Genomic DNA, 23,487 nt, shown 5'->3' on the forward strand with positions numbered 1-23,487 from the left:
TCCAATTCACGTATCGAGCAGTGGCATCGAATTTGCGCGAGGGACGAAAGCTGGTAGAGTTACATCTCGTTGCGAAAGCGCGAAACGAAAGTTTCTAGACCATCGCAACGGGCACCTCTAGCTCAATGGTAGAGCATCTGACTCTTAATCAGCAGGTTCCGGGTTCGAGTCCCGGGGGGTGCACCAGCAAGCAAAGGCTCCGTTTCCAACTGGTTGGAAACGGAGCCTTTCACGTTCCCGGGAAGACTAATCACAGCTGGCTGGTCGTGGCTCCGGGCTGTGGGTCGGTGCAGTCGCGAGCGCGCAGCGTTCGAGCCAATCGCCGAGCAGGCCCCGGATCAGCGCGGGCTGCTCATGAATCAGCGCGTGCCCCGCATTCTCGATCACGCACATGGTGGCGTGCGGGTAGTGCTTCGGCAATTTCAGGGCATCCACGTACCCCACGACCGAATCGTGCAGGGCGGCCACCACCAGGCTCGGCCCGTCGTAGGTTCCGCTTCCCACATCCACGCTCCAGCGGGAGAAGATCCGTCCCAGCGCCTCCTCGTCCACCGATAGCGTCCCGGGCCGAATGTCTTCACGGTACCGTCGGGCGGAATCCCGGGTCTGCACCACAAAATAACCGGCGAACCCCTGGCGCTCGTCGGCCGACAATTCCTCTTCGGTTCCCGGCTCCCGGAACAGGACCTGCTGGGGCGGAGCCTGGCTGGTGCTCTCGCCAATCGGGGCGAACAGCGCCATGCCGCCAATCAGTTCGGGATACCTGCCGGCCAGGCCCCGGGCGAGGTACGTCCCATAGGAGTGCCCGAGCAAAAGGGTGGGAGCGCCCGCCACCTGGCGGATGAAGTTGGCCAGCAGGTCAACCACCTCGTCATTGCCGGCCAGCGTGCCGCTGCCGGAGCGGCCCATCCCCGGCAGGTCCGGGATGATGAGCCGATAGTGATCCTCCGGAACAAGATCCCCCAGCGCGCTGTACAGCTCATGGTGGTCCACTCCGGCCCCATGCAGGGCAATCAGGGTCGGTCCGTTGCCCGTATCGGAGTAGTGCAGCGTGATGCCATCAATTTCGCAGTCCATGACCGTCCCCTGTGACAGGCGCTAAAACCGGTATTGTTGCCCCAGCGCGGAATAACCCGAAGGTGTGCCTAGAGAATACTCCTGCCGGGCAGGAGACAACAGGGCGCAGTGCGAAGCTGCGCAACCGATGGCGGCGAGGTTGATGTGATCTATTGCATTGACGGAAATTCGTCCGCTACTCAACTCGTCTGTTCGAGAAAAACAATTTGACTAGGGTTTTTGAAGGAGCCGGGACGCTTTTTGCGGATTTTTGTTTTCCCTGTGTTTCTGCGTATGATTGTATGCGTCGCAAGGACGAGTGCGGAAACGAACTAGTCAGCGGCGGTAAGCACCTCTAGCTCAATGGTAGAGCATCTGACTCTTAATCAGCAGGTTCCGGGTTCGAGTCCCGGGGGGTGCACAGTGATCCGATCTGATTTCTCAGGTCGGATTTTTTGTATACCGCAAGCACGATGAGGGGAACTACGCATGAGCACCGATACCGCAGCGAAACGACTTTCCGTAGGGGACACCGCCCCGGCCTTTACCCTGAACGACGCCAAGGGCAACGCCGTTTCCCTCCAGGACTTCAGCGGCAAGAAGACCATCGTCTACTTCTACCCGGCCGCCTCCACCCCGGGCTGCACCAAGCAGGCCTGCGACTTCCGCGATTCACTGGAATCCCTGAAGTCCCTGGGCTATGCGGTCATCGGCATTTCCCCGGACGCCCCGGCCAAGCTGGAGAAGTTCACCTCCAAGGAAGAGCTGAACTTCCCGCTGCTTTCCGACGAGGACCACCAGGTGGCCGAGGCCTACGGCGCATGGGGTGAAAAGAAGAACTACGGCAAGGTGTACGAGGGTTTGATCCGCTCCACCATCGTCGTGGACGAAGACGGAAAGGTGCAGCTGGCACAGTACAACGTGCGGGCCACCGGGCACGTGGCGAAGCTGCGCCGCGACCTGGGAATCGACCCCAAATAAGGCCCCGGAGTCGATTTCGAATCGGTATTCCGATCCGCTACACTGAGTGAGGTCACTTTGGCCTGTTCAGTTCAAGGTGTAGCGCGAGCGAGTGTGGCGGAATTGGTAGACGCGCTGGATTTAGGTTCCAGTGTCTTCGGACGTGAGAGTTCAAGTCTCTCCACTCGCACCAGCCGAAACCTCCCCGACGCGGGAGGTTTTTTGCTTTTCTCGAACCCTCAGGCGGCACCCAGTACGCCAGTGGAGCCGGGGATTTATGATGAAGGCGCGGCAGAGAAACTGCACGCAGGTGGAACGGACGGAACATGGACCGAGAGAAGCTTCCAACGATCTTCAGCCTCGCTGCCAGCGACCCCCAGAGCCAGCTGATCCAGCGCGGTGACCTCCAAGAGCAGGACCTGGCCCAGATTGACGCCATCATGGCGCAGATGGGCCGGCTGCGCGCGGTGGAGCGCAAGATTTCCCGGGCCTCCCAGCAGTACATGAAGCTCAACGAGACCGATATGCGGGCCATCCGAATGCTGATTGCCGCCAGGCATCGCGAGGAAGTGGTCACCCCCGGGCAGCTGGCCAAGCATCTGGGCATCAGCACCGCCTCGGTCACCAAGATGCTGGACCGCCTGGAGGCCGGCGGGCACATTACCCGCCAGGCCCATCCCACCGACCGCCGCTCCCAGGCCGTGGAGGTCACCCCGGAAACCCATGTGGCCGCCCGCGAGCAGGTGGGCCGCCATCACGCCGCCCGTTTCGAAGCCGCCCGGCGCCTGACGCCCGAGGAGCGCGAAGTCGTCATCCGCTTCCTTGGCGGCACCGCCGATGACCTTGAGTCCAGCATTACCCCGCCGGACTCCGACGTCGCAGCCAACGGGCAGCCCTAACCCGGCCCGCCGCTCGCTCGAAGCCATCACCACCGAAAGGGTGCGTCCATGAACGATCGGCAGGAACCAAACACCCCGCGGGATTTGGCCGCGGTTCAGGCCGTGAACCTGGTGTGGTTCCGCGATGATCTGCGCACCGAAGACCATCCGGCGCTCAGCGCCGCCATGGGCCAGGGCCCCACCGTGGGCGTCTACATCCTGGATGAACAAACCTCGGGGATCCGCCCCCTGGGCGGGGCCGCCAAATGGTGGCTGCACCACGCGCTGCTGGATCTGCACGCATCCCTCGAAGCGCTGGGTGTGCCGCTGCTGGTGTTCCGGGGCGAGCCCTCGCGCGTCTTCGAGCGCCTGGCCTCCCAGTTGGCGGTGAACCAGGTGCACTGGAACCGCCGCTATGCCCTGGCCGAAAGGGAGCTGGATACCCGCATCAAGTCATGGCTGGGTGAGCAGGGAATCGAAGCCACCAGCCACGCCGCCTGGCTGCTGGCCGAACCCTGGCACATCCTGAACAACCAGGGCGGCGCCTACCAGATCTTTGCCGCCTTCTACCGGCGCATTCAGGAAGCGCAGCTGCGTGTTCCGTTACCGGCCCCCGGCGCCCAGGCACCGTTCACCCCGCCCTCCGGGCTGGAAGATTGCCCGGTTGCCGAACTGGACTTGTTGCCCACCCACCCCGATTGGGGCGGGAAGCTGGCCGCGGCATGGCAGCCGGGGGAGCGCCCGGCCCAGGAACGCCTGGACTACGTCATCAGCGAGGTTGTCGCGGACTACGAGGATGGCCATGATCGGCCGGATGTGGACGGCACCTCAAAGCTCTCGCCCTTCCTGCGCTGGGGCCACCTTAGTGCCCAACAACTGTTCTCCGCGCTGCAGCCGCTGCTGGAGGACGCCGGGGCGCACGCCGGAGCCGCGGCCATGCTGCGCCAGTTGGCATGGCGCGACTTCTGCTGGCACCTGCTCTACCACTATCCGCACCTGTCAACGGAAAACTTCCGGCGCGAATACGACGCCATGGGGTGGGCGTGGCCCAACGAGCAGGAACAGACCGTGGCCGAGTGGCGGGCCTGGACCCGCGGCGAAACCGGCTACCGCCTGGTGGATGCCGGCATGCAACAGTTGTGGCAGACCGGGTGGATGCACAACAGGGTGCGCATGGTGGTGGCCAGCTTCCTGGTCAAGAACCTGCAGATCCATTGGCGGGCGGGCGAGGAATGGTTCTGGGACACCCTGGTGGATGCGGACCCGGCCAGCAACGCGGTCAACTGGCAGTGGGTGGCCGGCAGCGGCACCGACGCGTCCCCCTTCTTCCGGGTCTTCAACCCCGAGCTGCAGGCCAAGAAATTTGACCCGCAGGGCAGCTACGCCGCTCAGTTCGCGTCGCTCGCGCACGAGCCGTTGGTGGACCTGAAGGAAACCCGTGCCCGGGCGCTGCAGGCCTACGCGGACATGAGACAGGCCCGGGAGTAGCCGCGTACTCCCGGGCCTGTCCGGTCGCCTTGCGGTTAGCTGCGCGGCGGATCGGTGGGTGCGGCCGCTGCGGGCGACGCGCTCTGCTCGATGGGAAGGCGTTCGGCGTCACGGGTGATGCTGCGGGCCATGGAGGTGAAGATGATGCCGTGGAAGGGCACCAGTGACCACCAGTACAGGCGCCCGGCCAGGGAGCGGGGGAAGAAGATCGCACGCTGCACGTAGAGCAGGTGATCCCCGCGCGGTTCGAAGCTGAACTCCAGCCAGGCCCGCCCCGGAACCTTCATCTCGGCGCGCAGGCGCAGCATCCGCTGCTCATCCAGCGCCTCCACCCGCCACCAGTCCACCACGTCTCCCAGGGCCAGGCGGCTGCGGCTGCGCCGGCCGCGGTTCAGGCCCACCCCGCCAACCAGCTTGTCCATGACCCCGCGCAGCTTCCACGCCAACGGCAACGAGTAGTAGCCGTTCTCCCCGCCGAGGCTGGAGATCACCGTGAACAGCTGGCGTGGGGTGGCGGTGGTTTCCCGTTCCCGCCGGTCCACGTACACCCGCCGTCCGGCCCACTGCGGGTCCGAGGGCAGGGATTCACCCGGGGCGGAGACCGGGTGGGCGCCGGCCCAACTGGTTTCCACCGCGTCCGCCTTGATCTTGTCCAGCGCCAGGTGCACGGCCTGCGGGTAGCTGGTCAGCCCCTCGGACGGGGGAGGGATCAATTCATCAATTGCCCGGGAGCGCACCACGCAGTCGTGCTGCAGGGATTCGACCAGCGGTATGGCCAGGCTGCGCGGGATCGGGGTCACCAGGTTCACCCACTGGGCGGCCAGCCAGGGGGTGAGCACCGGCAGGGCAATGATCTTCGGGCGGCGGATCCCGGCTGCCTGGGCATAGAGCTGCATCAGCTCGGCGTAGCTGTGCGCCTGCGGCCCGCCAATGTCATAGCGTCCGCCCGCCGGTTCGGACAGCTCCGCGGCCCGCGAGAGGTAGTGCAGCGCATCGCGCACCGCGATCGGCTGCACCATGTTGCGCACCCAGCGCGGGGCCGGCATCACCGGCAGCACATCGGTCAGGTGCCGCACCATTTCAAAGCTGGCCGAACCCGAACCGATCACCAGCCCGGCCTGCAGGGTCAGCGTGGGCACGCCACTGGATTCCAGGATGCGCCCCACGTTGACGCGGGAAGATAAATGCCGACTCAGCTCCCCGTCCGGGTGCAGCCCCGACAGGTAGACCAGCTGGCCCACGCCAGCGTCCCGGGCCGCCCGGGCCATCACCTGGGCGCAGCGCTGCTCCACCTCGGCGAAGTTGGAGGTGGCGGCCATGGAATGCACCAGGTAGTAGCAGGTGTCGGTTCCGGCGCACAGTTCGGCGGCGGCCTGCGGGTCGGTCAGATCCCCCTGCACCACCTGCACCTGCGAACGCCAGGGCACATCCCGCAATGATTCGGGATGCCGGGTGAGCACCTTTACCTGATGCCCGCGCTCCAGCAGCAGCGGCACCAGCCGCCCGCCCAGGTAGCCGCTGGCCCCGGTCACCGCGATGCGGCTCATGACTCGGCCCCCTGCGCACGGGCTGGGATCGGCTGGCGGTCGCGGTGGCGGCGCAGCACCCAGGCCAGCACCACAGAACCAATCACAATGATTCCGCAGGCGGTGTAGGCGGCGATGGCCACCGGCTGGCTGTAGTTGCCCGGCTCCAGCCGGCTGACCCCGATCCAGCCCACGCCCCAGGCCATGGCCAAAGGCATTCCCAGGTGACCGCCGCTATACCAGGTGGTGCCCAGGGCAATGACCGCCGCGACCGCCAGCAGGGCGATAGCCACCGGCACCGGCCAGTCGGCCCCTTCACCCACGCCCCAGGAGCCGAGCAGGGCCGCGGTGTTCGCGATGGTGGCCACGCTGACCCAGCCCAGGTAGACGCCGAAGAGAACCCAGAGGATCCAGCGTTCGGCGGTGCTCTCGGGCGGGGTGGTGATCAGCAGCAAAAGGGTCCGGATCAGCACCAGCAGCAACACCACGATCACCACCAGGCTCACCGGCAGCCAGCCGAACTGCACCACGCCGATCCACAACGCGTTCAGCAGGGCCGAGGCGCTGATCCAGGCCCGGGCCCGGTACTGCAGCCGGGACGCGCGGGCGGCCGGGAAGAATTGCCAAATGGCATAGACCACCAGGCCCACGTAGACAAGGCTCCAGATCCCGAAGGCAGGCCCCGCCGGGGCCAGCAGGGTGGAATCGGTGTCCAGCCAGCCGTCGGAGGCGTGTTGGATGGGCGTGCCGCCCAGGGCGCCGCTGCCGGCGAACGCCCCGAAAATCGCGACCGCCATCGCAAAGGCGGTGGCGATGGGAACCGCAATTCCCACTGAGTGTTTCCGCATGATTCTGCCTCCTTGTTGATTCCCGGCAATTTGGGATGTGGACTGGACAACCGAACCCATCTCCTCCATGATGTAGCTAACTTAGCTAACAATCAAGATAGTGAGAGACTCACTCATGGAACTTTCAGGTAATGCGGCCACGGACGCGCTGCGCATCTTCCACGAGCTGGTGGAGCACTGCGACGCGGCCGACGCCCTGGCCCGGGAACGTCTGGGGCTGAACTTCACCGACTTCCGCGGCCTGAAGATCCTCAGCGAGCACCCCGGATCCGGTCCCGGCGACCTGGCCCGCAGGCTGGGCATCAGCAGCGCCGCAGCCACCGCGGTGCAGGACCGGCTGGCCGCGCACGGCTACATCACCCTCACCGTCCATCCACGCGACCGCCGCCGCAACGCCATCCACGTCAACGACGCGGTCATCGACCAGGCGTTCTACCTGACCCGCCAACTGATGGGCGAAGCCCGCACCGTCATTGAACAGCTGCCCCCACCAGTGAGCGACGAACTGGTGCAGGGTCTGCTGCAGGTCAGCAAACGCATGCGCGCGGCACTGAACTCCCTACCCACACCCACCTACCAGCAGCAAAGAGATGAGCCATGACCACCACGCATCCCCACCGCGCCGGTACCCGCAGTGCACCGACCGGCCCGGCCGACAGCGCACTGGACACCCACATCAGTGCGGAGCTGGACCGGGTGGTGGCCCGCCAGCGGCACCGCGCCGCCAGCTACTCCAGCGCCGGCGCCCAACTGTGGGACCACATTGCCCGCAGCCTGCACGGCGGCAAGCGCACCCGCCCCAAGCTGGTGGACCTGGGCTACCGGGCGTTCGGGGGAACCGACCGGCAGCGCAGCGTGAGCCTGGGGTGCGCCTTCGAACTGCTGCACACCGCGCTGCTGATCCACGATGACGTGATTGACCGGGACTTCATCCGCCGCGGCCAACCCACCCTCAGCGCCCACTACCGCGACCAGGCCGCCGCCCGTGGGCTGCCGGACCCGCAGGCACAGCATGTGGGAGGCTCGGCGGCCATCATTGCCGGGGACCTGCTGCTGACCGCCGCGATCCGCCAAACCACCCACGCGACCGCCGGACTGCCGGCGGCCGCGGCGGTGGAGGAGGCCTTCGAACTGGGCATCGCCCAGGCCGGGGCCGGGGAACTGGAGGACCTGCTCTACTCGATGCACATGATCCCGGCCGACACCGTCCAGGTGCTGCGCATGGAGGAACTGAAAACCGCCGGATACTCCTTCCAGCTGCCCCTGCAGTGCGGGGCGCTGCTGGCCGGGGCCAGCCAGCAGGAGGCCGCCGGGCTCGGGGAAATCGGTTGCCGCTTCGGGGTGGCCTACCAGGTCATTGACGACATCCTCGGCTGCTTCGGGGACCCGCGGGCCACCGGCAAATCCGTGGAATCCGACCTGCGCGAGGGCAAGAGCACCGTGTTGACCGCCCTGGCCAGCGAAGACGCCGGCTTTGGCCGCGCCCTGGCCGAATACCGGCAGGGGAACAGCGGCATTGAAGAGGTCCGCCGCGCGCTGCGGGCAAGCGGGGCCGAACAGGTGGCCCGCCGCCTGGCCGCGGACCTGTGCTCCGGTGCCCTGGCCTCCACCCACTTCGCCGCGCTGCCCGAAACCATCCAGGACGAGCTGCGCGCCTACCCGTCCCTGATCCTGGAACGGAGTCTGTAATGCCCCTCCAACCCAGCGCACTGCAGCTGTACACCCGCACCGCCTCACGCAGCGCCCAAACCGTGATTGGTCAGTACTCCACCTCCTTCTCCCTGGCCTGCCGGCTGCTGGACCGGCAGAGCCGGGAACACATTGCCAACATCTATGCGCTGGTTCGACTCGCCGATGAGGTGGTGGACGGGGTCGCCGTGGAAGCCGGGCTACCAGCCAGCGAGGTGGCCCGGACGCTGGATGAGCTGGAGAAGGACACCGAGGCGGCGTTGGCCTGCGGCTACAGCACGAACCTGGTGGTTCACGCCTTCGCCTGCAGCGCCCGGCGCCACGGCATCGGGGTGGAGCTGACCCGCCCGTTCTTTGCCTCCATGCGCCAGGACCTGGTGCGCCCCACCCACGATGAACTCTCCCTGCAGGACTACATCTACGGTTCAGCCGAGGTGGTGGGCCTGATGTGCCTGAAGGTCTTCCAGGCCATGCCCGGCAGCAAACCGGACCCGGACGGACGGGCGCTGAACGCGGCCCGGCGGCTGGGCGCGGCCTTCCAGAAGGTCAACTTCCTGCGGGACCTGGCCGCCGACAGCCAGGAGCTGGGACGCCAGTACCTGCCCGGAACCCGGCACAGCGAACTCGATGAACCCCGCAAGCAGGCGCTGGTCCAGGACATCGCCGCGGACTTGGCCGCGGCCAGCGAAGGCCTTGACTACCTGGCGCCCCGGGCCGCCCAGGCGGTGCGCATGGCCCACGGGCTGTTCAGCGAACTGAACGCCCGCATTGCCCGCACCCCGGCCAATGAACTGCTGGAGCGCCGGATCTCGGTGCCCGCCGGGCGCAAGGCGCTGATTGCCGCGCGCACCTTCCTGCCCGCACGCCCCCTCATCCCTACCCGCATCAGGAGCATCGCATGAATCTGCAGCCAATGGACGTGACAGTGATCGGCGGGGGCTTTGCCGGGCTGGCCAGCGCCGGGCTGCTGGCCCGCACCGGGCACCGGGTCACCCTGCTGGAACAGGGGCAGCAGCTGGGCGGCCGGGCCGGGCGGCTGCAGCGCGAGGGCTTCAGCTTTGACACCGGACCCTCCTGGTACCTGATGCCCGAGGTCTTCGAGCACTGGTTCGAGCTCATGGGCAGCAGCACCTCCCAGGCCCTGGATCTGCGCAGCCTGAAAACCTCCTACCGGGTGTTCTTCGAGGACCACGAACCAGAGGACCTGGCCCCGGACACGGCCGGCGACGTGTTCGAACGCCTTGAACCGGGGGCCGGGGAACGCCTGGCCTCCTACCTGCGCCAGGCCTGCGAAAGCTACGACCTGGCCCTGGAGCACTTCCTCTATGATGACTTCGCCCGGGCCAGCAGCCTGCTGGCCACCCCGATCCTCCGTCGCGGCGGCACCCTGCTGCCGCTGCTGGCCCGATCCCTGAAAACCCACACCGCCAAGGCGTTCACCGACCACCGGCTGCGCCAGATCCTGGGCTACCCCGCGGTGTTCCTGGGCAGCAGCCCGCAACGCACCCCAGCGCTCTATCACCTGATGAGCCACCTGGACCTTACCCAGGGGGTGCAGTACCCCATGGGCGGGTTCAGCGCGCTGGTGGACGCCATGGAGCAGCTGGTGCGCACGGCCGGGGTCACCATCATCACCGGCGCCCGCGCCACCGGCATCCACACCGAGGAAGCCGGTGGGGCGGTCAGCGCGGTGCAGTGGGTGGACGGTGCCGGCGCTATCCACCAAAGCCGGGCGCAGGCCGTGGTGGGAGCCGCGGATTTACACCACCTGGAAAGCGAGCTGCTGCCACCGAGCCTGCGCAGCCGCACCCAGCGGCACTGGCGCAAGGCCGACCCGGGGCCCGGGGCGGTGCTCGCCTGCCTGGGAGTGCGCGGCAAACTGCCGCAGCTGGAGCACCACAACCTGCTGTTCACCCGCGACTGGGATGAGAACTTCGCCCGCATCCACACCGGGGAACAACTGCAAACCGAAACCAGCATCTACGCCTGCATGCCCAGCGCCACGGATCCCGGGGTGGCGCCGGAAGGGGATGAGAACCTGTTCCTGCTCATTCCGGCCCCGGCCCGCGTGGACTGGGGCCGCGGGGGAGCTGACGGCGAAGGCTCGGTGATGGTGGAGCGGATCACGGACGCGGCCATTGACCAGCTGGCCAGCTGGTCTGGGATCCAGGGGCTGCGCGAACGCATCGTGGTGCGCCAAACCTATGGGCCTGCCGATTTCGAGGCCACCGTGGGCGCCTGGCGCGGTGGGGCGTTGGGCTTGGCCCACACCCTGGGCCAAAGCGCCTTCCTGCGCCCGGCCAACCGCAACCCCAAGGTGCCAGGGCTCTACTACGCCGGCAGTTCGGTGCGCCCCGGCATTGGCATCCCCATGTGCCTGATCAGCGGTGAGCTGGCGGCCAAGGCGGTCAACCGGGTCAACGCCCCGGGCCCCTTGGGCATGGGGCACCTGCAGGGCACGGGGGCACTGGGCGACAAGGTGGGTGGCTGATGGTTTACCTGCTGATTCTGTTGGCCCTCATTGGCTGCATGGCGCTGATCGATGCGCGCTTTAAGCTGTTTGTCTGCTGCCGTCCGGGTCCCGCCCTGGTCTCCCTGTTGGTGGGCACCGCGATCTTCCTGCTCTGGGATGTGCTGGCCATTGACCAGGGGATCTTCCTGCACTTGGAATCGAAGTGGATGAGCGGGGTGATGGTGGGCGAACAGCTGCCGCTGGAGGAAGTCTTCTTCCTGTTCTTCCTGTGCTACCAGGTGATGATCCTGGTCAACGGCTGGCTGCGGTGGCGGGGCCATGCACGCAAGAAACAACCAGAACCGGTGACGACGGGGGATTATCCATCATGACTTTTCTGCAAATGGGTCTGTGCTTCGTGGCCGGTTCGCTGGTGTTGTTGATCGGCTCCATGCTGCTGCGCCGCATCCCGGTGCGGCGGATCGCTCCGGCGCTGCTGGTGGCGCTGGCGGCGCTGTTCGTGCTCACCGCGATCTTTGACAATGTCATGATCGCCGTCGGCCTCTTCGACTATGGGCAGCACTCCCTGGTCGGGGTGCGCATCGGTCGAGCCCCGATAGAAGACTTCCTGTACCCGCTCAGCGCGGTGTTCTTCATGCCGGCGCTGTGGTGGCTCACCGGCGGCACGGCGCCCACCGCCAAACAGGTCCACACGCCACGACGGGGGATTGAACAATGACATCCAAACCACGGACCACCGGAGCGTCAGGGATACCAGCCCGGCCTGGAACAACTCCCGGATCACTGACGGCGAGGGAACCGGCAAGTACTAGACCAAGAACCCGAAACCTCGCCCACACCCTGAAGGGGCTTGTTGCCACTTCCCGGCCCCTGTCCTGGATCAACACGGCCTACCCGTTCGCCATCGCCTACCTGCTGGCCGGAGGCGGCTTCGACTGGCGCTGGTGGGTGGGCACCGTATTCTTCCTGATTCCCTACAACCTGGTGATGTACGGGATCAATGACGTCTTTGACTATGAATCCGACATTCGCAACCCGCGCAAGGGAGGCGTGGAAGGTGCCGTGCTGGACCGCTCCCTGCACGCCACCGTGTTGTGGGCGTGTGCGCTGACGGCCTTGCCCTTCCTGGTGGCCCTGGTGCTTGGCGGCGGTGCCCGGGCCAATCTGGTGCTGGGCATATCCATGGTAGCGCTGCTGGCCTACAGTGCCCCGTACCTGCGCTTCAAGGAACGCCCCTTTCTGGATTCACTGACCAGCGCCGTCCACTTCGTCTCCCCGGGCGTTTACGGCTGGGCGCTGGCCGAGGCCTCCATGGACCTCCAACCCCTGGCGGCCTTCGGCGCATTCCTGCTGTGGGGGATGGCCTCCCATGCGCTGGGCGCCATCCAGGACATTGAGCCGGACCGGCAGGCCGGGCTCTCATCGATTGCCACGGTGCTCGGGGCGCGCTGGACCGCCCGGCTGGTGCTGGGGTGGTACGTGCTGGCCGGCCTGTTGCTGCTGGTGCTGCCCGGCCCGGCGAAGCTCGCCGGCCTGTTTGCGGTGCCCTATGCGTTGAATGCGCTGCCCTACCTGAACCTGGCGGATCAGGACTCAGCGATCGCCCGCTCCGCCTGGCGAAGGTTCCTGTGGCTGAATTACCTGTGCGGGTTCCTGCTGAGCATGCTGCTGATTTACCTCGTTTGGTTCTGGCAGTAAGGCGCTCGCCGGACGTGCCATGGGGAAGAGGACGTGGTGCGATTCGGCCGCTGTGCCCCGCTGTGACAAGACGGATATGGTGGTGTTTCCAATGATGAAGAGAATGGTGGAAAAGTTCATGGACGTAGTCCTGCTCTCCGAGAGCGGTCAGAGCATTGGCACGGCAGACAAGGCATCGGTGCACACCACCGAGACGCCCCTGCATCTGGCTTTTTCCTGCCACCTGTTCAACTCTGAAGGCCAGGTCCTGGTCACCCGGCGTGCCCTGTCGAAACTGACCTGGCCCGGTGTGTGGACCAATTCCTTCTGCGGTCACCCGCAACCTGCAGAGGCCCCATTCGATGCCATTCGCCGGCATGCTCGCCACGAGCTGGGCTGCGAGATTGCGGAGCTGACGGTGACGCTGCCCGATTTCCGCTACCGGGCCACCGACGCCTCGGGTGTCGTGGAAAACGAAATCTGCCCCGTGCATACTGCACGCATCGACAGCGAACTGTCTCCGAATCCGGAAGAGGTCATGGACTGGCAGTGGGTGGACCCTGCCCAATTGGCTGTGGCGGTGCGTGCAACCCCCTGGGCTTTCAGCCCGTGGCTCGTGATGCAGCTGCCGCAACTGCCGGCCTACTCCTAGGCGGCAGACCGAGAGCGGGCGCCGACTTCCGAACCAAAAATAAACTCCAAAGTTCCTGCACGTCATAAGCCTTTTTGAGGGCAGACGGGGTGCTCGAACATGGGGTTCGTGGTCGGCGCGAGAAGTAATGAACCTTTACCGGCGCGCCCGTGGAGCCTAGAGATTACGCAAGATTTGACAATATTTCGTCCATGCACACGACTAACAATTCACCGGTGGAACTGTGTCAACGTGCGTGTTATCTCAGCTTTGAGCTCTGTTGCATCGAAAAGTTAAGCTGAATCTGCGCAATTGGAGATCTCAACGGCACAGCCATTGCCTAATATTCATTGTGGGGGCTGTCCGTAGTGGACAGATCATTTCCGCACGACGGAGTTCGCTCCGGGAGGCGGAAAGCTAAACGCACGTGGAAACCACCCTGATCGCTTTGACGTTCATCGTGGTTTCCTCCTACAAATAAATTCTTGGGGAATTTCATGGGGATACATCCTGTACTTTTGAGCGCCCTAAATCGGGGCGCCCAATACCGCGCGGTGCTGAACGGCGAGCACCAGCCCGAGCGGAATCTGCGTCCGGCGATGACGGGGTCACTGACCGGACCAGTGCTGTGGGTCGCGCCATGACCACTGCGCAGACCAATCAGAAGGAAAACTCCGCTGCTGCGCCAAAGGCCGGCGCAAGGATCCGTGTGGCATTAATCGGGGAAGACACCTGCCCGGTCGCAATGGGCGCGTCGAACACCTGGAATGAGCAGCTGGTCAATGGGCTGCCGGATTACCACTTTGAGATCGTGAAGCTGGTCGGGGATCAATCCATCCCGGTGAACCTCTCCAAGAGCCCGGCGCGCGTGAGCACGATCCCGGTAGGGGATCCACCATCCCGCGCCCGACTGACCGGACGCAAGGTTGAAGAGCAGCGGGTCAAGACCGCCTTGAACGAATTGTGGAACGCCGCCCTGCCGAAACAGGATCCGGAACAGTCCCACATCATGCAGGCCACCAGCGCGCTGAAGGAATTGGCCCGAGGCACCCGCCACCAGCTTGCGGGGACCCTGCACCGGATCAATAGCGCCGCACTGGTTGCCGAAGCGTGGAGCCGCCACCGCAGTGCCCGCCCGGAACTGCCGCACCTGACCACGGCACAGGCCGAACAGGTGGCGCATTACGCAAACCAGTTCCTGGCGGTGCTGGATGTCCCCTGGCCGCAGGTGGATATCTGCCACGTGACCTCGAACGGTCCGGCAGTCTTGGTTGGCCTGGCCCGCTACTGGCGCGACGGCAGTCCGTTGCTGCTGACCGAACACGGAGTATGCCTGCGCGAACGCTACCAGGGCCTGGAAGATCTTGGCCTAGCGCACCCGGTGCGTACCGCACTGCTGGGGCTGTCCCGGGTGGTCTGCCAGGTGGCTTACGCCGAGGCCGCCAAGCTGCTTCCGGTCAATGAATTCTTGGCCAAGTGGGCCCGGCAGCTCGGGGCGGACAAGCAGCGCATGCACACCGTGCATTACGGGGTGGATGCCGAGGCCTTCCCGGAGATCACCACCGAGCCGGAAGTGCCCACCGTTTCCTTCGTTGGGCCAATTGACCCCTCCATGGACCTGGCCACCATGATCCGCGCCTTTGCCACCGTCACGCAGCGGATCCCGGAGGCCAAGCTGCGGATCTTTGGAAAGATTCCCAATCAGAAGCGGGAGTACTACCAGCAGCTGACCGCACTGGTGGAGGAACTGAAGCTGGGCAACGCAGTGAGCTTCGAGGACAAGGAGCCGAACACCCGCGAAGCCGCTGAGGCGGGGCACCTGGTGGCGCTGTCCTCGGTGTCGGAACGAGTTCCGTTCAGCGTGCTGGAGGCGATGGCCTGTGCCCGCGCCACGATCTCGACCGATGTGGGCGGAACCAGGGAAATCACCGGCCATGACGGACTCTCCGGTGCGCTGGTGCCGCGGCGCAGTCCGGAAGCACTGGCCAAGGAAATCATCCGGTTGCTGCTCGATGGGCCGGCCCGGCGCCGCATGGGCTTTCGCGCCCGCGAACGGGCCATGGAGAAGTTCCCGCTGGAGTTGTTCCTCAGTCGCATGCGTGATGAGTACCGTCAGGTACTTGCCCCGGCACCGGTGTCGGCCGCTGCGGTGGTGCAGGGCGGGACGCCGCAAGCCACGAAGGAGCGCCCGTCGATGACCCAGCACGTGCTGCCGGCCTTGAAGACCGCCGCCCGGCAAGCATAGGGCTCGCCGACGCAGCGACCCGCGCTTCCGGACAGCTGCCGGAGGCGCGGGTCCTCCCATCAGTGGCCTAGTTGTTCTTCCCACGGAGGTTGTGAGCAACGGCGCGTTGTGTGAGAAGAGGTGAGGACCTCCGGTATCGATATGGGTAACCACACTCATCTCGATCTCTACTTGCATTCCGCGATCGATGACCACTCCCGGTTGGCGTATTCGGAGATCCTTGAGAACGAGAAGAAGGAGACCGCGGCCGGGTTCTGGGAACGCGCGAACGCGTTCTTCGCCAACCACGGCATTACCGTTTCACGCGTGCTGACCGATAACGGCTCATGCTACCGCTCACGCCTGTTCAACGACACACTCGGCGAGCACGTCGCGCACAAGTTCACCCGGCCGTATCGGCCTCAGACCAATGGGAAGATCGAGCGCTTCCACCGCACTCTGGCGTTCGAATGGGCCTACGCCCGGCACTACGGCTCAGAAGCCGAGCGCGCCGCCGCATACCCGGCCTGGCTCCATGAGTACAATCATCACAGACCCCATACCGGCATCGGCGGCAAATCACCCATCGACCGCGTACACAACGTCCATGGGAAGAACACCTAGTGGCGCTGCGCTAAGTGCAGCTTCTTCAGCAGGTTCAGGGCAGGTAGGCGACTCATAGGATCACTTAGCGAATGCCTATGCGTTTGCGGCGGTCTTCCGAGCCCCGCAGGTCCCGGTTCAGGCGGCGGTCGCCCTGATACAGGATGGTGGCCCAGTCCGTGGTCTCCGGTGTTGCCTGGGGATGAACCGGCGCGGGCTGCGCCTTGGGCTTCGGCGCGACAAAAAGCCAGGAGATGAGTCCCAGGCTCATGTCCGCCACCGAGTTCTTGATTCCGACATAGGCGCGGATGGCGTAGGCGGCCAGGGTGGCGTTGATCGCCGCGAACAGCACGTTGCCCCAGTTCTGGTGCTGCAGATCCCGCCACAGGGTGAACAGTGAGAAGATCACGATCAGGTAGGGGACCAGCACGTGCAGGGCCGGTGCCGCGGTTCGGTCACGGACCTTGGGGGTGCGGGCGAACGGGATCTTTTCGCCGGTGAATGCCTGCTGGATGGATTTCAGGACTCCGGCGAGGTTCACCGGCAGCAGCACCAGGTTGAAGCCATAGATGCGGAAAATATCGCCGAAGCGGTGACCGCAGTCGCGCAGGTCGCTGCCCATGCACAAGAAGTAGGGGATCGCGGCGGCGAAGATCAGGGGGCTGAGCAGGCGGCTGTCATAGGGGTAGGCCAGGAGGAAGACCAGGCCGAAGCTGGCCCACGCGATGGAGGACATGTAGTTCACCCGCAACAGCACCTCCCGCAATCCCATGGGACGCCGTTCACGGCGTCGCTCCCGGGCCTGGGTCCAGAGCTTGGGCATGATCAGCAATCCACCATTGGCCCAGCGGCGGCGCTGCACCACGAGGGAACCAAAGTCAGGGGGAGTGGCGCTGTAGCTCAGGCGTTCCGGGTAGTTCGACAAGCCCCACCCGTGGGTTCCCAGGTCGATGCTGGACTCGGTGTCCTCAATGACGGTGCGGTCCTGGATGTACGTATAGATCTCATAGCCGCCCACGGTGTTGACCTGGGCAATATCCTGCAGGGCGCGCTTGCGGATGACCGCGTTGGCTCCCACCCAGAAGGTGGCGTTGTACTGGGTCATGCCCTGATGCAGGATGTGCTGGATATCGGTGGTCGCCCCGGCGATGCGTTCGATCCGGGTCGGGGCACCGCGGAAGGAAGAGTACGGAGTCTGGGTGACGGCGATGCGCGAGTTCTCCTCGGATTCCAGGAAGTACACCAGGCGCAGGCAGTAATCACGAAGCAGCAGGGAATCGGCGTCCAACGTGAGCAGGTAGGTGCTGTCCGGGACGTGCAGCAGGTTATCGGAAGAGTGCTCCGTTGCCTCGGCTTGCGGTGTCGCCTGCTCCACCAGCACCAGCGCGTCCCCACGCTGTTCTTGACGCCAGGTCTTGCCCATGAGGCTGATGTACGAGTTCAGGTTCATGGCCTTGTTGGCCTCCTGGGAGAGACTGGCGTAACGCTTGCGCTCGAAGTTGTCCATCTGTGCGGAGAAGATCCGCACCAGGCGCAAGTGCAGCTCTTCCATGCGTTCAAGGTCCGGTGCCGAGTGTTGTGCCGCGGCGGCCTCCAGGGCGAGCAAGGTCAAGCGCAGTTCACGGGACAGGCCCATGAGCACCGAATCAACGAAGAACTCCTCGACATGGTCGGTGACGGCCTCATTGGCGGCCATGGAGTCCAGCCACTCGGCGGACCAACGGTAGGTGGCAATCAGCGCCGGCAACAGTGCTTCGGGGCTGGCATCCTGGGCACGGGCGGAACGAAACGCCTGTAATTCCCTGCGGGTGTGGGCGGCCGGCTCGGCCAACGCGGTGGCGATTTGCCCGCTCAGCGCCCGCGTGGCGTCCAGGCGTTCTCTTACCGCGGGATCGGTGGGGTGCGGATTGTCGTCAATCAGCAGCACAACCCGCAGCTGCGGGAATTCCTGCAGGGCCGCGGACCAGAGCGTGGCACGTACGACCGCCGGTTCCTCGGCATAGCTGGGTACCAGGACCGTAATCCCCTCGGTGTGTTCCCGAAAGTGCCGGTCCAGCTCTCCGCGCGGAACCCGCTGGTGGGTGGCGAACCGGTTCAGGGCTCCCTGGCGTGCCGTGAGGTACATCAGGGCAGAGAAGGTCAGGAACGTCACCACAATCAGATACAGCACCGCTTCGAACTGGAATCGGAAGCCGGCCCCGGGATTGTTCGCCAGCTGGCGCAGGATGGTGGTGATGACATAGGCAACCCAGGACAGCACGGTCACCACAATGGCCACGCGTCCCCATGCCAGCTTGGCCTTGGAAGGGGTCGGGTGGACGATGGACAAGGGTTCGGAGCGTTTCTCAGATCCCCATTGCCGTCGCCGGCTTTCGGTCGCTTGAGCCGTGGTGTGCTTGCCTGCGCCCATGCAGGTTTCCTCCCAGAAGATGCGGTATGACCGGACGCTGCCGCGCCGCCGCGCGGGCGGAAAAATCTGCGGGAAAAGCCGGTCCTAGAAGCGGGATGCCCCGGGGCATCCAATTAGCATAATTCTAAACTACAGCCTTAAGATGTCCTTAAGGCCGTGTACTGTCAGTGGTCGTCCAGGAAGCTGGTCTGGCCAGTAGCGTCGCGGTTTTGCGCCTCATCTTCATCTCTCTTCACCTCCTGTGATTCCTAAAGGGGAACCCATGGCAATTCAGTTCCAGGGCCGCCGGCTTTCCGTGTTTCGCCTGCTGATCGTGCTGCTCGTGATTGCCGGGCTCGTGGCCGGTTCCCTGGCGCTGTGGTTCCGGGCAAAGGACCGTGCCGCGGCGGCGGGCAGCGACCAGTGGTTCGGAGCGTACGTGGACTCCACGTCCACCCCGTTCTATGACATTGGGGGAGCCGTGGCTCAGGGCGAACGCGTCGTGCTGGGATTCATCGTCGCCGATCCGGATGAAGCGTGCGCCCCTTCCTGGGGCGGCTTCTACTCGATGGACGAGGCCGCGGACACTTTTGACCTGGACCGCAAGGTGGCGCGGGTGAAGGACTCCGGCGGAGAAGTGGTAATTTCCACCGGCGGTTTGCTCAACGACGAACTTGCCAGCGCATGTCAGGACGAGGGGAAGATTACTTCCGCCTACAAGTCGCTGTTGGAACGCTACGAATCCACCACCCTGGATTTGGACATCGAAGCCGATGACCTGACCAATGTTGCGGGCGGGAAGCGACGGGCAGCGGCGGTGGCGCAGCTGCAGCAGCAAATTCAGGTCGAGGTGTGGTTGACCCTTCCCGCCGCCACGTTCGGCCTTGCCCCCGAGGGCCTGGCCGAGGTGAACCGGATGCTGGACGCCGGAGTCGATCTTGCTGGCGTCAATCTGATGACCATGAACTTCGGGCAGACCCGCCAGGAGGGGGACTCCATGGCGCAGGCCTCGATCCAGGCGGCCGAAAGCGCGCGCGGCCAGCTGTCTGCCGCCTACCGTGAGCATGGCCAGCAGCTGGGGGAGCAGAGCCTGTGGCGCAAAATCGGGGTTACCCCGATGATTGGCCAGAATGATCTGCTCGGGGAGGTCTTCGACCTGCAGGATGCCAAGGACCTGAACGATTTCGTCAAGGAAAAAGGCCTGGGGCGTGTCTCCTTCTGGTCCGCGAACCGCGATTACTCCTGCGGGGACAACTTCCCGGACCCGACCCGGGTATCAAACAACTGCAGCGGCGTAACGCAGGAGGACCGGCAGTTCGCCAAGCTCCTCTCCGACGGGCTGGGACACGGGGCGGATTCGGCACCGGCCCCGGAGGCTGCACCAAGCCCGGAACCGGCCCCGGTCGAAACCGCGATCACCGATGATCCGGCCACCAGCCCGTACCCGATTTGGAATGAGAGCGCCGCGTACGTCGAGGGCGATCGCACCGTGTGGCGCAAGAACGTGTACGAGGCCAAGTGGTGGACGCAGGGCACGGCGCCGGACGCCCCCGCAGCCGAGGGGCAGCCGTCGCCGTGGCAATTGGTCGGTCCGGTCCTGCCCGGTGACAAGCCGGCACCGGTGGTCACTGCCCCCAAGGGCCTCTATCCAGGGTGGGCTGCCGACGCGGTCTACACCAAGGGTGACCGCGTGCTGTTCGAAGGGCGCGTCATGCAGGCCAAGTGGTGGAATTCGGCCCAATCGCCGCAGGCTGCGCTGGAAGGCGCCGCGGAGTCGCCATGGGACGTGCTGGACAACGCGACGGTGCAGAAACTCATCCAGGAGCAAGGCACCAAGGAACAGGAGCCCAAGAAGCAGGAAAAGGGTCAGGAATCCGCGACGCCGTCGGCCAGCGCTTCTGCCTCGAAGTAGGGCAGCTTACCGGCGGCTGTGTTCCGCCTCCAGCGCTTGGCGCTCAGTACCCAAGATGGGCGAGCGCCTCGTCCATGGTGGTGACGTACTTGCCAATCGGCGAATCGCGTAAATCGGAGAGCATAAATCCCGAGAGCACCTGATCCACATGGTTTTGCCCCAGCAACGCCACACGGCTCGTGGGACGGGATTTGGCCACCTCGGTGGAAACATCGGGACACACATCGGACAGTCCACCGATCACCGCGATCACCTTGATCTCATCGGCCGTGTGCAGCTTGCGGAGCTCTGCGGAGATTTCCGCCAGCATGGGAACCGTGAGGACCGAGCCCTCCTTGAAGGTCAGGACGTGATATCCCCGTTCCTCCCAGTTTAAATCCCAGTGTTCATGGCTGGATTCAGGTAGGACTGCAGTCTCAGTGATCATAGTTCCCCCGACATTCTGATCAGTAATCCCTGCGGCCACCTCGATGCGAGTGGGGTGAGCGGAGGGCAACAAAAGCTGTTCTTAACGCGAGTCTACCTAAAGATAACGTAAATGCTAGCTTGCGAGGCTAGGGATTTAGTTTAAATCGAAGGGTACGGTCCCGGACGGCCAAACAGGAATCCCTGAAGGCAGTGGGCTCCCAGGGTGCGCAGCACGGCGGCTTCGGCCTCTGTTTCCACACCCTCCACGATGCACTCCAAGCCACACGCCACCGCCAGGTCCAACACGGCCTGCATGACGGCCCGCTGCTTGGGGTCGCTGTCCACTCCAATGGTGATGGAACGGTCGACTTTCACTCCGGCCACCGGCAATTTGCTGAGATAGCCGAAGGACGAATAGCCCGCACCGAAGTCATCAATGAAGACCCGAACCCCCAACTCTCGAAGGGCCCGCAGTGAATACAGCTCCGGGCGATCCCCGGAGATGTAACGTTCCTCGGTCACCTCGATGACCAGGCACTCGGGCGGGATCTCGTGTTCACGCAACTTTTGGGTGACCTTGTCGGAGAAGGCCAGATCCATCAGCTCCGACGGGGTCACGTTGACTTGGACGCGGAAGTCCTCGGAGACCCGCTGCCCTCGCCGCCACTGTCCCAGGTCGGCCAGGGCGCAATCCAGCAGCCGGGTGGTGAGCTGGCTGAGCAAGCCTGATTCGGCCGCCAGCGGCAGGAAGTCCGCCGGGGAGAGCTCGCCCAATTCGGGGTGTTCCCACCGGGCCAGGGCCTCGACCCCGACTTCGGCGCCGTCCTCCACCGAGATCACCGTTTGGTAGGCCGGGTGGATTTGCCCGCTGGCCAGGGCCGTGCGCAGCTCCGTGCTCAGCAAGGCCTTGCGGTGCCGTTCGTAGAGCATGAAGTCCTCGAACTGCTGGACCTTTTCCTTCGGGTCCCGTTTGGCGACGTACATGGCGGTGTCAGCGCACTCCAGCCATTGTTCCGCGGTGAGTGATTCGTGGCCCACGCAGAACCCGATGCTGCCGCCCGGAGTGATGTTTGCCGGGCCGACTTCCACCGGTTCACGCAGTACCTGAAGCAGGCGCTGACCCATCGTCTTGGCTGCCGAGGCATCCACGCGGGCCAGGATGGCGAATTCGTCTCCACCCAGCCGGGTCGCCAAATCTCCCGGACGCACGCTCTGACGCAGCCGGGTTGCCACTTCCTGCAGCACCCGGTCTCCGGCGTTGTGTCCGTGGATGTCGTTGATGGGCTTGAAGTCATCCAGGTCAATCAGGAACAACGTGCTGACCGGTTCGGCGCGATGTGCCGCATCCAGCTGTGAGGCGAGTTCGCGCATCAGGGCGGCCCGGTTGGCCAGGGACGTGAGCGGATCGGTGTAGGCCAGCACCTCCATTTTGTCCCTCGCGGACTCCAGCAGGTGGGTCCGCTGGCGCACCCGCTGCTCCAGCTCCTCATAGGTGCCCGAGAGGCGATTGGCCATGGCCTTGATCCCCACCATGATCGCGTCGATGTCATCACGCTGTTGGCTGGGCCGCAGGGAGACAGCGAAGTCTCCACCGGCAATTTTCAGGATCGAGTCAACGATGTCCTGGATCCGCGGATCCATTTCGGCGTGCGTCACGAACCGTCCTTTCCAGCCTGCTGCGCCTGGTGGCGTTTGTGCTGCGCTGCCTTCGGCTCCCCGGCCTGCTCCAGCAGCTGCGCCCACCAGGAGAAAAGGGGAACCAAATGCTCAGGTGCACCACTATAACGGGATGTGAAATCCTCCAGAATGGCCATGGCGCGGGCAGGGTCGCTCTGGACCGCGGCGGCGCGAGAACGTGTCAGACACAGGCCGGCGTGGTCCAGGTCGCCGGCCTCGATGAGTCCAAAGGCCAGCTCGGCCCGCTGCAGGCAATCCTGGACTTGTTCGTTTAGGATCCCGGCCTGAAGTCGTAGTTCGGCGGTGGCCCGGTTGAAGCGCGCCCAGAGGACCATGTCCTGGGCCGGGACCAATAGTTCCGCGGCGCGCTGGTGGTAGTGCACTCCCAAATCCGGTTCGCAGACCATGAAGGCCAGGTTGCCCAGCGTCCAATACGCCTTGCCCTGCTCCTGTCCGTCGGCAACAAGATGCAGCGAGCCTGCCAGGTGCTGGTGCAGTTGCCATGCTTCATCTGGGTGCCCGGCTTCTACCAGTGCGGCCAACAGCACCTGGTAGAGCTGGACCCGTACCGGAGACTGATCGTCCAGTTCACGCACCAGGCATTGGGCCTGGCGAGCAAGGGACAGTGCGTTGGCGTCATCACCCACGCAGCGCCGTGCGGTTGATTGGGCCAGCAGCGCCTTGATGGTCAGGTCGGTGCGGTTCAGCTGCCCGGCGGTTTGTTTCATCTGATCCGCTACCCGGCACATCAGTTCGTAGTCATCCACGGCGTGGGCGGCCGAACACAGGGCCTCCTGCACCAGCCAATAACTTGACGCTTCGGTCTTCGGATCTAATTGGGCCAGTACCTGGGGGCCTTGGAGGGTGACCTTCTCATGTTCGCCATCGCGTGCGGCACGCAGTACCTCGGCGACCTTTAGTTGGGCGGCTGAGCCGTGACGAAAATGATCCACTGCATCAGTATCGCATCAGATGCGTTTAATTGTGCAGATTCCTTGTTCTCATTCTCAGGCTTCACTAGGCTTTACCTTGGCTCGTTGCGCTTCGG

At 64.8% G+C, this 23,487-nt stretch carries 20 protein-coding genes, 3 tRNA genes and 1 pseudogene; 17 read left to right on the top strand and 7 right to left on the bottom strand.

The window, feature by feature from the left end; translation table 11 throughout:
• The first annotated feature begins 111 nt into the window (after positions 1-111).
• Positions 112-186, top strand: a tRNA-Lys gene (locus GcLGCM259_RS05875).
• Between the two features lie 60 nt (positions 187-246).
• Here the strand turns inward: GcLGCM259_RS05875 and GcLGCM259_RS05880 are convergent.
• A complete protein-coding gene (locus GcLGCM259_RS05880; RefSeq protein WP_138926029.1) occupies positions 247-1,077 on the bottom strand; it encodes an alpha/beta fold hydrolase in 831 nt (276 codons plus the stop codon).
• A 328-nt stretch (positions 1,078-1,405) separates the two neighbouring features.
• Here GcLGCM259_RS05880 and GcLGCM259_RS05885 point away from each other — a divergent pair.
• From GcLGCM259_RS05885 to GcLGCM259_RS05905, 5 genes are all read left to right on the top strand, one after another.
• Positions 1,406-1,477, top strand: a tRNA-Lys gene (locus tag GcLGCM259_RS05885).
• A 68-nt stretch (positions 1,478-1,545) separates the two neighbouring features.
• Positions 1,546-2,037, top strand: a complete 492-nt coding sequence (bcp, locus tag GcLGCM259_RS05890; protein WP_054820703.1) for a thioredoxin-dependent thiol peroxidase — start codon at positions 1,546-1,548, stop codon at positions 2,035-2,037.
• An 87-nt stretch (positions 2,038-2,124) separates the two neighbouring features.
• Positions 2,125-2,209: transfer RNA gene (locus GcLGCM259_RS05895), tRNA-Leu, on the top strand.
• Between the two features lie 133 nt (positions 2,210-2,342).
• A complete protein-coding gene (locus GcLGCM259_RS05900; protein ID WP_138178406.1) occupies positions 2,343-2,915 on the top strand; it encodes a MarR family winged helix-turn-helix transcriptional regulator in 573 nt (190 codons plus the stop codon).
• Between the two features lie 48 nt (positions 2,916-2,963).
• Positions 2,964-4,382 carry a cryptochrome/photolyase family protein gene (locus GcLGCM259_RS05905; protein ID WP_138926030.1) on the top strand — a complete coding sequence of 473 codons (1,419 nt, stop codon included), beginning with the start codon at positions 2,964-2,966 and terminating at the stop codon, positions 4,380-4,382.
• 35 nt (positions 4,383-4,417) lie between these two features.
• On the opposite strand, the gene GcLGCM259_RS05910 is transcribed toward GcLGCM259_RS05905, so the two are convergent.
• Both GcLGCM259_RS05910 and GcLGCM259_RS05915 read right to left on the bottom strand, forming a co-directional pair.
• Positions 4,418-5,929, bottom strand: a complete 1,512-nt coding sequence (locus tag GcLGCM259_RS05910; RefSeq protein WP_138926031.1) for an SDR family oxidoreductase — start codon at positions 5,927-5,929, stop codon at positions 4,418-4,420.
• Positions 5,926-6,756, bottom strand: coding sequence for a TspO-related membrane protein (locus GcLGCM259_RS05915; protein ID WP_138926032.1), 831 nt, complete (start codon positions 6,754-6,756; stop codon positions 5,926-5,928). The genes GcLGCM259_RS05910 and GcLGCM259_RS05915 overlap by 4 nt, the downstream gene beginning before the upstream one ends.
• A gap of 115 nt (positions 6,757-6,871) precedes the next feature.
• Here GcLGCM259_RS05915 and GcLGCM259_RS05920 point away from each other — a divergent pair, with 115 nt between their 5' ends.
• The 10 genes and pseudogenes from GcLGCM259_RS05920 to GcLGCM259_RS05965 form a co-directional block, all read left to right on the top strand.
• Positions 6,872-7,357 (top strand): MarR family transcriptional regulator, encoded by a 486-nt coding sequence (locus GcLGCM259_RS05920; RefSeq protein WP_138926033.1) that lies wholly within the window; start codon positions 6,872-6,874, stop codon positions 7,355-7,357.
• Positions 7,354-8,445, top strand: a complete 1,092-nt coding sequence (locus tag GcLGCM259_RS05925; protein WP_138926034.1) for a polyprenyl synthetase family protein — start codon at positions 7,354-7,356, stop codon at positions 8,443-8,445. Before GcLGCM259_RS05920 ends, GcLGCM259_RS05925 begins: the two co-directional genes overlap by 4 nt.
• Positions 8,445-9,347, top strand: coding sequence for a phytoene/squalene synthase family protein (locus GcLGCM259_RS05930; RefSeq protein ID WP_138926035.1), 903 nt, complete (start codon positions 8,445-8,447; stop codon positions 9,345-9,347). The genes GcLGCM259_RS05925 and GcLGCM259_RS05930 overlap by 1 nt, the downstream gene beginning before the upstream one ends.
• Entirely contained in the window at positions 9,344-10,936 is a 1,593-nt protein-coding gene (gene crtI, locus GcLGCM259_RS05935) for a phytoene desaturase family protein (RefSeq protein ID WP_138926036.1), read from the top strand. The genes GcLGCM259_RS05930 and crtI overlap by 4 nt, the downstream gene beginning before the upstream one ends.
• Positions 10,936-11,289, top strand: a complete 354-nt coding sequence (locus GcLGCM259_RS05940; protein ID WP_138926037.1) for a lycopene cyclase domain-containing protein — start codon at positions 10,936-10,938, stop codon at positions 11,287-11,289. Before crtI ends, GcLGCM259_RS05940 begins: the two co-directional genes overlap by 1 nt.
• Positions 11,286-11,636 carry a lycopene cyclase domain-containing protein gene (locus GcLGCM259_RS05945; RefSeq protein WP_138926038.1) on the top strand — a complete coding sequence of 117 codons (351 nt, stop codon included), beginning with the start codon at positions 11,286-11,288 and terminating at the stop codon, positions 11,634-11,636. The genes GcLGCM259_RS05940 and GcLGCM259_RS05945 overlap by 4 nt, the downstream gene beginning before the upstream one ends.
• Positions 11,633-12,616, top strand: a complete 984-nt coding sequence (locus GcLGCM259_RS05950; RefSeq protein ID WP_138926039.1) for a prenyltransferase — start codon at positions 11,633-11,635, stop codon at positions 12,614-12,616. Before GcLGCM259_RS05945 ends, GcLGCM259_RS05950 begins: the two co-directional genes overlap by 4 nt.
• A gap of 103 nt (positions 12,617-12,719) precedes the next feature.
• Positions 12,720-13,247 (top strand): isopentenyl-diphosphate Delta-isomerase, encoded by a 528-nt coding sequence (gene idi / locus GcLGCM259_RS05955; RefSeq protein WP_246049800.1) that lies wholly within the window; start codon positions 12,720-12,722, stop codon positions 13,245-13,247.
• Positions 13,248-13,935: 688 nt separating this feature from the next.
• On the top strand, positions 13,936-15,471 hold the full coding sequence (gene pelF / locus GcLGCM259_RS05960) for a GT4 family glycosyltransferase PelF (protein WP_175419338.1): 1,536 nt from the start codon (positions 13,936-13,938) through the stop codon (positions 15,469-15,471).
• 168 nt (positions 15,472-15,639) lie between these two features.
• Positions 15,640-16,074, top strand: a pseudogene (locus GcLGCM259_RS05965) (integrase core domain-containing protein); the annotation flags it as partial.
• Positions 16,075-16,138: 64 nt separating this feature from the next.
• Here GcLGCM259_RS05965 and GcLGCM259_RS05970 read toward each other — a convergent pair.
• Entirely contained in the window at positions 16,139-18,463 is a 2,325-nt protein-coding gene (locus GcLGCM259_RS05970) for a glycosyltransferase family 2 protein (protein ID WP_138926041.1), read from the bottom strand.
• 262 nt (positions 18,464-18,725) lie between these two features.
• Between GcLGCM259_RS05970 and GcLGCM259_RS05975 the strand changes: the two genes are divergently transcribed.
• A complete protein-coding gene (locus GcLGCM259_RS05975) occupies positions 18,726-20,354 on the top strand; it encodes a chitinase (RefSeq protein WP_138926042.1) in 1,629 nt (542 codons plus the stop codon).
• Between the two features lie 43 nt (positions 20,355-20,397).
• On the opposite strand, the gene GcLGCM259_RS05980 is transcribed toward GcLGCM259_RS05975, so the two are convergent.
• From GcLGCM259_RS05980 to GcLGCM259_RS05990, 3 genes are all read right to left on the bottom strand, one after another.
• The gene (locus tag GcLGCM259_RS05980; protein WP_138178393.1) at positions 20,398-20,781 is read right to left on the bottom strand and encodes a hypothetical protein; all 384 of its coding nucleotides are present in this window, start codon (positions 20,779-20,781) and stop codon (positions 20,398-20,400) included.
• A gap of 140 nt (positions 20,782-20,921) precedes the next feature.
• Entirely contained in the window at positions 20,922-22,418 is a 1,497-nt protein-coding gene (locus tag GcLGCM259_RS05985; RefSeq protein WP_138926043.1) for a putative bifunctional diguanylate cyclase/phosphodiesterase, read from the bottom strand.
• A complete protein-coding gene (locus GcLGCM259_RS05990) occupies positions 22,415-23,392 on the bottom strand; it encodes a hypothetical protein (protein ID WP_138926044.1) in 978 nt (325 codons plus the stop codon). The genes GcLGCM259_RS05985 and GcLGCM259_RS05990 overlap by 4 nt, the downstream gene beginning before the upstream one ends.
• Between the last annotated feature and the right edge of the window lie 95 nt (positions 23,393-23,487).

It is taken from the genome of Glutamicibacter creatinolyticus (assembly GCF_006094275.1).
In the GTDB taxonomy this organism is placed as follows: Bacteria; Actinomycetota; Actinomycetes; order Actinomycetales; family Micrococcaceae; genus Glutamicibacter; species Glutamicibacter creatinolyticus.